A 10,451-nucleotide genomic window follows, 5' to 3' on the forward strand; every position below is an offset into this window, starting at 1 on the left:
GCGTGACGCTGACCGACATCCGCAACCACGGAGCCACGGCTCCCGTCGCGGTGCTGGCCATGGAGGTCGTGAATGCCGAGGGTCGAAGGGCAGACGCGACGGCCTGACGCGAGTAGCATCGCGGAGCAGCGTCGCCACGGTCGAGCAACGGTCGTGGATGGCCCCAGGTGATAGGCGTCCCGGATGTGCCCCACCACTCTGCCTCCCTCGGTCTACGTCACCCTGGGCGAGGACCACGCCACCCTGACCCTGTCCGGCGAGCTCGACCTCGCGTCGCGGGAGCTGCTCGAGGCAGCCTGTCACCAGGCGGCCCGGTCGTCGCGTCGCCGGCTCCTCGTCGACATGGAGAGCGTGACGTTCGTCGACTGCGGCAGCCTCGCGCTGCTGCGCTCGGCGCTGGACCGAGCGGCCCCGCAGGTGGGCCCGGTGCCGGTGGCGGCAGGTCACCGGCTGGTCCTGCGGGTCATGGACCTGACCGGCTTCTCCCGCGCCCATGTCGTCGTCCGGTCCGTCGAGGAGGCCCTCCGGTTCCTCCGGCACCCACCGCCGGCGCGCACCGGTTGATCCCGCGGACGTCGCGGGTCACTGCCCCCGCAGGAGCCGGGTGACGGCCGTGGCGAGCTCCGAGGGACGCAACTGGGCGCGGGCAGCGGCCCGGTCCAGGCGGTCGCGCGCCTCGTCGACGCTGATCTGGAGGGCCTCGGCCAGGGCTCCCAGCGCCTCGTCGACCTGACGCGCTCCCCGCAGCACCGCGGGTGCGCTCTCGGCGTCGATCCGGGTGGTGAAGTCGAGGTCGGCGTTGGTGACCGCACCTCCGGCCCACGCCCCCAGGACCTCCGCCAGCTGCTCGTGATGGCCCTCGAAGGCCCGCCGGGTGGCGCCGTACAGGTTCACCCCGCCCACGACCGCGCCGTCGTCGAGGATGGGCATCGACAAGGTGGTGGCGATGCCGTTGGCCACCGAGGCGTCGGCGAACAGCTGCCACCCCTGCTCGCTCATCCGGGCGTCGTCGCGGGTGTCGGTCTCCAGCACCGCCTCGTCGTCCACCGCGTTCAGGCACGGGCCGCCTGCGAGGTACTGGATCGCGTCGATCACGGCGATGGTCTCGTCGGAGGCGACCAGCGTGAAGGTGACGCCGTGCTGCACCATCGTGAGGCTCAGCCCGACGCAGTCGGGCACCACCTCCTCGACCCGGCGCGCCGCCTCGAGCAGCTGCACGAGGAGTTCCTCGTCCGCGAGCTCGGCGAGGGCCTCGTGGGTCTCGGGGATGGGTTCCATGGTTTCCTCTCGCGGCGACGGTGTGGGTCGGGGGGTACCCAAACCGCGAATTTCTGCACGTCCGCGCTTGCCGCCCCGGGCTACGGTCGGCGCATGGCCGCTGCCCCGAGCACGACCCGCTGGGGGACGGCGCTCGGCGCGCTGGCCCTGCTGCTGACCACGGCTTGCAGCCCGTCCGGCACCGACGAGTCGGCGCCGCCACCGTCGGCCAGTCCGTCGGCCAGTCCGTCGGCCAGTCCGTCGGCCAGTCCGTCGGCGAGTGCGTCGGCCAGCCCGTCGGCGACCCCGTCGGCCGACGAGTCGAGCAGCCCGTCGGCGACATCGGCGCCGCGTCCGGGGCCGCCGGCCCTGGCGGCGTGGTTCGACCGCGAGTTCTCCGGGGGCGGCCTGCGCCTGGGTGCCGTGCGCGAGCGCACCGCCGCCCACACCTCCTACGACGTCACCTACCGCAGCGAGCGGTTCACGATCTCCGGGGTCCTCAACGTGCCGACCGGCCGCGGCCCCTTCCCCGCGGTGGTGCTGGCGCACGGCTACATCGACCCGGCCTACTACGTGCGCGGCCAGGGCATGACCCGCGAGCGCGGGTCGCTGGCGCAGGCCGGCTACGTCGCGCTGCACGTCGACTACCGCAACCACGCGGAGTCCGACGACGACCCGGCCTCGCAGCGCAACTTCCGCACCGGCTACGCCGTCGACGTCGTCAACGCGGTGAACGCCCTGCGCGGGAGCGACGACGTGCCGGTCGACGACGAGCGGATCGGGATCTTCGGCCGGTCGATGGGCGGTGGCGTGGTCTACAAGGTGCTCGAGATGGCACCCGGCCTCGTCGACGCGGGCATCGCCTACTCGCCGGTGAGCACGCTGGAGGCCGACAACTTCAACCAGTTCAACCGCGACGGCGACCGCGACGCCTTCGTCGACCTCGTCCAGCAGCGGTGGGGCCTGCCCGAGGCGAAGGGTCGTGAGAACGACGAGTTCTGGGAGAGCATCTCCGCGCGCTCGCACCTCGACCGGATCACCGAGCCGGTGCTCATCGTGCAGGGCCGCTTCGACGACACCTGCCCGCCGGAGTGGGCGCGGGCCACGCAGCGGGCGATGGAGCGGGCCGGGGTCGACTCGCAGCTCGAGCTGTACGACGACGGGCACGCCTTCGGCCCGCAGTACGCCGCCTCCATGCAGCGCATCGTCGCCTTCCTCGACAAGCGGCTGACCTGACCGGGCGCTGGGGTCACGCTCGTGCGCTGAGCCGCGGCAGGGCTCGCGTTGGTTGTTCGAACGTTCGCACAACGCCCGTTGTACGAACGTTCCAGCAAGGGATCGGCTCCTCCCCGCCAGGAGTCGAACAGCGTGCCGCCCGCCCCGATCGGCCCCGTGGGGCACAATGCGGCCCCATGCGCCTCGGAGGACTCGCCCTCGCCGTCGTCCTGCTCGCCGGCACGCTCGCAGCGGCGCCGACGGCCGCCGGGGCGGCCCGGCCCGGGGACCTGCGGATCACCGCCCACCGCGGGGCCCCGGCCGGCGGCGTCACCGAGAACACGGTCCCGGCCATGCGACGGGCCGTGCGGCTCAAGGCCTCGGCCGTCGAGACCGACGTGCGGATGACGAGGGACGGCCGGGCGGTGCTGATGCACGACCCGACGCTCCAGCGCACCACGACGTGCCGCGGCCGGGTGGCCGAGCGGTCGCTGCGCTCGCTGCGGAAGCACTGCCGGGGCGAGCGAGGCGGTGAGCAGGTGCCCACCCTGGCCGACGTCCTGCGTCTGGCCGCACGCAGCCGCGTCGACGTCCTGGCCGAGCTCAAGGGCCGCCGGTGGTCCCGCGCCGAGGTAGCCGAGGTGGTCCGCGTCATCGACCGTGCCGGCATGGCGGGCCGGGTGACGGTCATGGCGTTCCACCCCGAGACGCTGCGGCGCGTCGAGGTGCGGCGGCCAGGCCTCGAGTCGACGTTCCTGGTCCGCCGCTGGGCGCCTGTCGCGGACGTCCTGGCCTACGCCGACGGGGTGACGCTGCCGCCCGCCCACCTGACGCGCACGCACGTCGCGGCCGTCCGCGCCGCCGGCAAGGAGGTCATCGCCCGGAAGGCCAACAACCCCCGGAAGTGGCGACAGCTCAAGCGCCTCGGCGTCGGCGGCGCGATCACCGACCGGGTCGTGGGCTACCGCCGGTGGCTGCACCGCTGAGCGCGCCGGCGGTCAGCGCAGGAACGCTCGCACCTGCCGGAGCGCCCGTCGCGCCTCGGGCGCGAACGGCAGCAGCCCGTAGACGTGGATGAGGTCGGGCTCCTCCACGACCGTGAGGTCCCAGCCGTCCTCGACCGAGCGGCGGGTGAGCAGCCGGCAGCCCGGCGCGAGGGTGTCGCGGGTGCCGTAGAGCATGATCGCGGGCGGCAGGCCGGCGAGCGAGCCGAACGCCGGTGACACCTCCGGGCGTCCCAGGTCCTCGGGCGACCCCGCCCACCACCCGGCGTACGCGCGCAGCTTGCCCAGGAAGAGCCACGGGTCGCTGAGCGTGACCGTCTCCGTCTCGGGCGTGCTCGTCGTCAGGTCGGTCCAGGGCGCGTGCAGCACCAGGTGGGCGGGCTGAGGCCCGCCCCGGTCGCGCAGGGCCTGGGCGATCGCCAGCGCGTAGCCGCCGCCGGCCGAGTCGCCGGCCAGCACCATCGGCTCCCCGGCCCAGCGGGCCGCCAGCGTGGTCATCGCGTCGAAGGAGTCGCGCCACGTGTGCTCGGGCGCCAGCGGGTAGTCCGGCATCACGACGCGTGCGCCGAGGACCGTCGCGAGCCGGGTGGCGTACCTGACGTGGTGGGGGTCGATCGGCCCGACGTACCCCCCGCCGTGGACGTAGAACAACGTGCGGGTCGGGGCGGTGTGCCGCGGTGTGATGACGTACGTCGGGAAGCCGGCGCCGTCGTCGCGCACCACCGAGAAGCGCCTGTCGAAGCGCAGCAGCGTCCTGGTCGGCAACGAGCGGTCCAGGCCCTCGTGCCAGCGCACGAGCCGCGCCCGCTCGGCCTCCGGGCTGTCGATGTCCCGGCTCCTCCGCAGGCGGGGCACGGCGAGGGCGAGGAGCTCGTGACGACGACTCGGCATGCCCGCACCCTAGGCCTCGGTGATCGGGCCTCGGTGATCGACGGGGCCCCCGACACCGTCCCGACCCGGCCCCGTCGTAGGCTGGTCGCACAAGACAGGGGAGCACCCACAGTGCTGAGAGTGCGGACCAGCCGCAGACCCTCCGAACCTGCTCCGGCTAGCACCGGCGAAGGGAGTCATCCCGATGACCCACCACGTCCGCGCACGCGCCACGCTCGCCTCCCTCGCGCTGCTCGCCACCTCGGCGTGCAGTGCCGTGGGCGGCAGCGCGACCGACGGCGACCGCACCGAGGGGGCCGCGCCGAGCGAGGTCGTGCTCGTGACCCACGAGTCCTTCGGGCTCCCCGACGAGCTCGTCGCGCAGTTCGAGGAGGAGACCGGCTTCACCCTCACCACCCGGGCCGCCGGCGACGCCGGCACCCTCTCGACGAAGCTCGCGCTCACGGCGGGCGACCCGACCGGCGACGTCGCCTTCGGCGTCGACACCACGTTCGCCTCGCGCACGATCGACGAGGGCGTGTTCGACACCTACGAGCCGACGACCCTGCCCGAGGGCGCCGAGGACTACGCGCTGCCCGAGGGCGCCGACCGGCTCACCCCCGTCGACGTGGGGCACGTGTGCGTCAACGTCGACACGACGTGGTTCGCCGAGAAGGACCTCGCCCCGCCGGCGTCGCTGGAGGACCTCACCGAGCCGGCGTACCAGGGCCTCTTCGTCACCCCCGGCGCCTCGACCTCCTCGCCGGGCATGGCCTTCCTGCTGAGCACGATCGCCGAGTACGGCGACGACTGGCCGGCGTACTGGGAGCGGCTGCTGGCCAACGGGGCCCGGGTCGTCGAGGGCTGGTCGGACGCCTACTACACCGACTTCACCCAGGGCGGCGAGGACGGCACCCGCCCGATCGTGCTGTCCTACGACTCCTCGCCCGCCTTCACCCTGACCGAGGACGGCACGGAGTCGACCACCGCCGCGCTGCTCGACACCTGCTTCCGCTCGGTGGAGTACGCCGGCGTGCTGGCCGGCGCCGCCAACCCCGAGGGCGCGCAGGCGCTCGTCGACTTCCTGCTCTCCGAGGACGTGCAGGCCGCCCTGCCGGAGAGCATGTACGTCTTCCCGGTCTCCTCGGCCGTCGACCTGCCTGAGGACTGGGCGCGGTTCGCCGAGCAGCCCACCGACCCCTACGCCGTCGACCCGGCCGAGATCTCCGCCAACCGCGAGGCCTGGCTGACCGAGTGGACCGACGTCACGACCAGGTGACCCGCCGGCTGCTCACCCTGGCCGGGCTGGCGGCGCTGCCGCTGGCCGTGCTCGGCGTGTTCTTCGTGCTCCCGGTCGGGGGCATGGTGGCGCGCGGGCTGTGGGCCGACGGAGCCTTTGACCCGCGGGGGCTGGTCGAGGTGCTCGGCCGGCCCAGGGTGCACCGGGTGCTGGGGTTCACCCTGTGGTCGGCGACCCTCGGCACGCTGCTGTCGGTGGCGGTCGGCCTGCCCGCGGCGTACGTCCTGCACCGCCTCGACCTCCCCGGGCGCCGGGTGGTGCGCGCCGCGCTGCTCGTGCCGTTCGTGCTGCCGACCGTGGTCGTGGGCGTCGCCTTCCGCCAGCTGATCGGCGAGGGCGGTCCGCTGGCGTTCCTGGGCCTCGACGGCACGCCGACCGCCATCATCGCCGGGCTGGTCTTCTTCAACGCCGCGGTGGTGATCCGGGCCGTCGGGGCCGCGTGGGAGTCGCTCGACCGGCGGCCGGCCGAGGCGGCAGCCGCCCTGGGCGCCACGCCGTGGCAGGTGCTGCACACCGTCACGCTCCCCGCGCTGCGGCCGGTGATCGTCTCGTCGGCCAGCGTGGTGTTCCTGTTCTGCGCCACGGCGTTCGGCATCGTCCTCACCCTGGGCGGGGTGCGCTACTCCACCGTCGAGACGGAGATCTACCTGCTGACGACCACCCTGTTCGACCTGCGGTCGGCGGCCGCGCTCTCGGTGCTCCAGCTGGTCGTGGTGACCGGCCTGCTCGTGGTCACCGGGCGGCTGCGCGCCGTGGCCGACCCGACGGTGTCGCGGCAGTTCGCGAGGCTCGGTCGGGTCTCGCGCCGCGACGTGCCCGCGCTCGCCGCGACGGCCGTGCTGCTCGCGCTCGTGGCCGCGCCGCTCGTGACGCTGCTCGTCGGGTCGCTGCGGGCCGGCGACGGCTGGAGCCTGGCGAACTACCGCGCGCTGGGCTCCACCGGTGACGACCCGGCCGTGCTGGTCTCGGCCGGCGAGGCACTGCTGATCTCGCTGCGCACCGCCGTCGACGCCACCTGGATCGCGCTGCTGCTCGGGCTGAGCATCGCCCTCGTCGTGACGCGTCGTTCCCGCTCGCGAGGTGAGCGACGGGTGCGGTCGCTGCTCGACGGCGTCTTCATGCTGCCGCTGGGCGTGTCGGCGGTGACGCTCGGGTTCGGCTTCCTCATCACCCTCGACCAGCCGCCGCTGGACCTGCGCGACTCACCGCTGCTGGTCCCGATCGCGCAGGCACTGGTCGCCCTGCCCCTGGTCGTGCGCACCCTCGTCCCGGTGCTCGCCGGCATCGACGACCGCCAGCGGCAGGCCGCCGCCTCGCTCGGCGCCGGACCGCTCCGCACGCTGTGGACCGTCGACGTGCCCGTGGTGTGGAAGCCGCTGCTGGCGGCGAGCGGGTTCGCCTTCGCCGCGTCGCTGGGGGAGTTCGGCGCCACCGCGTTCCTCGCCCGTGAGGACCAGCCCACCCTGCCCGTGGTGATCTTCCGCCTCCTCGGCCGGCCCGGTGAGCTGAACTACGGCACGGCGCTCGCCGCCTCGGTCGTGCTGGCGACCACCACCGCGGTGGTCATGCTGGTGGTCGAGCGGCTCCGCGTGCCGTCGCTGGGAGCCTTCTGACATGGGCGGACTGGTCCTGCGCGACGTCACCGTGCGGTACGACGACCTGGTCGCCGTGCGCGACGTCAGCCTCGCCCTGCCCGCCGGGGCGGTGCTCGCGGTGCTCGGCCCGTCGGGGTGCGGCAAGTCGACCCTGCTGCGCGCCGTCGCCGGGCTCGAGCCGGTCGCCTCCGGCGCCATCTCCTACGACGGCGCCGACCTGGGCGGCGTGCCGACGCACCACCGCGGCTTCGCGCTGATGTTCCAGGACGGCCAGCTCTTCGCCCACCTCGACGTCGCACGCAACGTCGGCTACGCGCTGCGCCTGCGTCGTACGCCGCGGGCCGAGGTCTCCCGGCGCGTCGGGGAGCTGCTCGAGCTGGTCGGCCTGGCGGGGTACGCCGACCGGCTGCCGGCCACCCTGTCGGGCGGGGAGCGGCAGCGCGTGGCGCTGGCCCGGGCGCTGGCGGTCGAGCCGCGGCTGATCCTCCTCGACGAGCCGCTGTCGGCCCTCGACGCGACGCTGCGCACCCGGCTGGCCACCGACCTGCGCGAGATCCTGCGCACCGCCGGCACCACGGCGCTCATGGTCACCCACGACCACGACGAGGCGTTCGCGGTCGCCGACCGGATCGCGGTGATGCGCGCCGGCCACCTCGTGCAGGACGGCCCCATCGGCGAGGTGTGGCAGCACCCCGTCGACGCCGACACCGCCTACTTCCTCGGCTACGCCACCGTGCTGACGGGCGCGGAGGCCGACCGGATGGTGTCGTCCGCCGGCCTGGTGCCCGGCCAGGACCTGGCGCTGCGCCGGTCCGCGCTCGTGGTCGACGACGCGGGACCGCTCGCCGGCACCGCGATCTCCGCGCTGGCGACGCCCGAGCAGCTCCGGGTGGGCGTCGAGGTCGCCGGTCTGGGCGCCCTGCACGCCGTGGCGCCGCTCGGCAGCCACGTCGCCCCGGGCGACGCCGTACGGCTGCGGATCGATGCGTCGCGGACCGCGCCCGTGCCCCGCGGCGACCCACGGGTGTCCCCCTAGACTGGCGCCCGTGTATCGACGGGCCTACGCACTCCTCCTCGGCATCGCCGGCACCATGGGACTGCTGGCCGTCGGCACCGCCGTCGCGCTCGACCGCAGGCTGCTCGACCCCGAGGGCTTCCTCGGGCCGGCGTGGCTTCGGCTGCCGCTGCTGCTGTTCGGCGCGTTCCTGCTCGACGTGCTGCCGCGCACGCTGTGGCTCTCGCGCGGCAACCCGGCCGCCATCTCGGGCCTGGTGCGAGCCCGGGTCCATGAGCACTGGACGCGCGAGCGGCTGACGCTGATGGTGCTGGGCGTCTCGTGCTTCTACGTGACCTACGTCAGCTACCGCAACCTCAAGTCGTTCCTCCCGTTCGTGATGGGGGAGAAGAAGTACGACCGCGAGCTGCACCTGGTCGACCGGGCCCTCTTCTTCGGCAACGAGCCGGCGACGGTGCTGCACTCGGTCTTCGGCGACGGCGTCACCGCGCACTTCTACTCCACGATCTACCTGTGGTTCCTGCCGCTGGTGCCGCTCGCGCTCACCGCCTGGCTGATCTGGTCGCGCAACATCACCTTCGGCTACTGGTTCGCCACCTCCCAGTGCATCGCCTGGACCCTCGGCACCGCGTCGTACTACGCGCTGCCCACCCTGGGCCCGGGCTTCCACTACTCGTGGCTCTACAAGGACCTGCCGGAGACCGGCTCGTCGGCGCTGATGGACTCCCTCTACTACGGCCGGAACAACGTCGTGAACGCCGAGCTCGCCAACGCCGTGCAGTCGGTCGCCGGGTTCGCCAGCCTGCACACCGCGATCACCCTGCTGGTGGCCATGATGGTGCAGTACACCCTGCGCAGCGCGGTCCTGAAGTGGATCTTCTGGGCCAACTTCGCCGTGACGATCGTGGCCACCCTCTACTTCGGCTGGCACTACGTCGCCGACGACATCGCCGGCATCGTCATCGCCCTCCTCGCCTTCTACATCGGCGGCATCGCCTCCGGCCAGAAGTTCGACCGCCGCGGCCGCAGCTCCCACCCGACGTCGACCACGTCGGCGGTGCCGGTGGACGTCGACTGAGGCTGGTCGGGATCCCCGGATATCCGGGGATCGCTGCGGTTTGCAGCCGTTGCAACCCCCACGAAGCGCGGGCAGCGACACCTGAGATGCCGCCGACGAGCGGAATTACATCCGTGTAGTACGTCAAGCCGACACGCCGACAGCATCCAGGCATTCTGTGAAAGTTGTTCCTTTTGGGACGGGTGAGCACTAGCGTGCTGCGAGTGCCGTAGGGGATTGGGAAGTCTCCGGCGGTGCCTGCACTGACTCGAAACAAGGGGAAGACATGCGACACCACCGTGTCCGCGCATGGGGTGGCGCCGCCGCACTGAGCCTCGTGCTCGTCGGCGGGGCGACCTCCGCATCCGCCGCCGACGACGCGACCTCCGACGACGCCGTACCCACCGAGCAGGACGTCGCCGCGGCCCGCGCCGCGGCCGGTGACAAGGCCCGCGACGTGGCCTCCGTCCGGGCCGACCTCGTGCTGGCCGACCAGCGCCTCGACGACTCCGCCGTCTCCGCCGCCATGGCCGCGGAGGCCTACAACGGCGCGCTGTGGGAGCTGGAGCAGGCACGGCAGGCGGCGCGCGGGGCCGAGCGTCGCGCCGACGCCGCGAGCTCCGACGTCCGCCGCCAGCAGGAGGTGTACGGCGACGCGCTGGTGCGCACCTACGAGCTGTCGCCGGGGATCACCGGCCTCTCGGCCATGGCGGACGCCGACGGCATCTCGGACGTCCTCGAGCAGGGTGCGACGATGGCGAACGCGGAGGACGCGCTCGACGGCCGCTACGACCAGTTCCGCGCCGCCGCCACCCTCGCCGACGTGGCCAGCGACGAGGCAGTCGAGGCCCGGGCCGAGGCGGCGGACCGGGAGGAGGAGGCGGCGGCGGCCCGCGACGCCGCCCAGTCGGCCGCCGACGCGGCGCTGGCGCAGTCGCAGGCGATCGCCGAGCAGAAGACGGTGCTGGTCGCCGAGCTGGCCGAGCTGCAGGGCATCTCGGTCCGGCTGGCGCAGACGCGCCAGACCGCGCTCGAGGAGGCCGCACGCGCGGCGGCCGAGGCTGCCGCCCGGGCCGCCGAGGAGGCTGCCGCTGCGGACGCCGCGAAGGCCGCCGAGGACGCGGAGAAGGCTGCGGAG

At 73.7% G+C, this 10,451-nt stretch carries 10 protein-coding genes, 1 pseudogene and 1 riboswitch; of the genes and pseudogenes, 8 read left to right on the top strand and 3 right to left on the bottom strand.

The window, feature by feature from the left end:
* Positions 1-183: 183 nt before the first annotated feature.
* A complete protein-coding gene (locus tag QZX64_RS03845) occupies positions 184-564 on the top strand; it encodes an STAS domain-containing protein (protein WP_295657115.1) in 381 nt (126 codons plus the stop codon).
* Between the two features lie 18 nt (positions 565-582).
* On the opposite strand, the gene QZX64_RS03850 is transcribed toward QZX64_RS03845, so the two are convergent.
* Positions 583-1,278, bottom strand: coding sequence for a GAF domain-containing protein (locus QZX64_RS03850; protein ID WP_295657117.1), 696 nt, complete (start codon positions 1,276-1,278; stop codon positions 583-585).
* A gap of 247 nt (positions 1,279-1,525) precedes the next feature.
* Positions 1,526-1,600, bottom strand: a pseudogene (locus QZX64_RS16720) (hypothetical protein); the annotation flags it as partial.
* 80 nt (positions 1,601-1,680) lie between these two features.
* On the opposite strand from QZX64_RS16720, the gene QZX64_RS03860 reads away from it, so the two are divergent.
* Both QZX64_RS03860 and QZX64_RS03865 read left to right on the top strand, forming a co-directional pair.
* On the top strand, positions 1,681-2,493 hold the full coding sequence (locus QZX64_RS03860; protein ID WP_295657121.1) for a S9 family peptidase: 813 nt from the start codon (positions 1,681-1,683) through the stop codon (positions 2,491-2,493).
* A gap of 176 nt (positions 2,494-2,669) precedes the next feature.
* Positions 2,670-3,458, top strand: coding sequence for a glycerophosphodiester phosphodiesterase family protein (locus QZX64_RS03865; protein WP_295657122.1), 789 nt, complete (start codon positions 2,670-2,672; stop codon positions 3,456-3,458).
* Between the two features lie 12 nt (positions 3,459-3,470).
* Here the strand turns inward: QZX64_RS03865 and QZX64_RS03870 are convergent, their stop codons facing one another.
* A complete protein-coding gene (locus tag QZX64_RS03870) occupies positions 3,471-4,367 on the bottom strand; it encodes an alpha/beta hydrolase (RefSeq protein ID WP_295657123.1) in 897 nt (298 codons plus the stop codon).
* Positions 4,368-4,453: 86 nt separating this feature from the next.
* Positions 4,454-4,559, top strand: a riboswitch (TPP riboswitch).
* Here QZX64_RS03870 and QZX64_RS03875 point away from each other — a divergent pair.
* The 5 genes from QZX64_RS03875 to QZX64_RS03895 all read left to right on the top strand — a co-directional run.
* On the top strand, positions 4,552-5,625 hold the full coding sequence (locus tag QZX64_RS03875; protein WP_295657125.1) for a thiamine ABC transporter substrate binding subunit: 1,074 nt from the start codon (positions 4,552-4,554) through the stop codon (positions 5,623-5,625). It overlaps the preceding riboswitch by 8 nt.
* On the top strand, positions 5,601-7,259 hold the full coding sequence (locus tag QZX64_RS03880) for an iron ABC transporter permease (protein ID WP_295657126.1): 1,659 nt from the start codon (positions 5,601-5,603) through the stop codon (positions 7,257-7,259). The genes QZX64_RS03875 and QZX64_RS03880 overlap by 25 nt, the downstream gene beginning before the upstream one ends.
* Before the next feature lies 1 nt (position 7,260).
* On the top strand, positions 7,261-8,277 hold the full coding sequence (locus QZX64_RS03885; protein WP_295657127.1) for an ABC transporter ATP-binding protein: 1,017 nt from the start codon (positions 7,261-7,263) through the stop codon (positions 8,275-8,277).
* 10 nt (positions 8,278-8,287) lie between these two features.
* Positions 8,288-9,334, top strand: a complete 1,047-nt coding sequence (locus QZX64_RS03890) for a phosphatase PAP2 family protein (protein ID WP_295657128.1) — start codon at positions 8,288-8,290, stop codon at positions 9,332-9,334.
* 265 nt (positions 9,335-9,599) lie between these two features.
* Positions 9,600-10,451: hypothetical protein (locus QZX64_RS03895; protein WP_295657129.1), on the top strand; the 852-nt coding region annotated here is incomplete at its 3' end.

The organism is uncultured Nocardioides sp. (assembly GCF_902805925.1).
Classification (GTDB): domain Bacteria; phylum Actinomycetota; class Actinomycetes; order Propionibacteriales; family Nocardioidaceae; genus Nocardioides.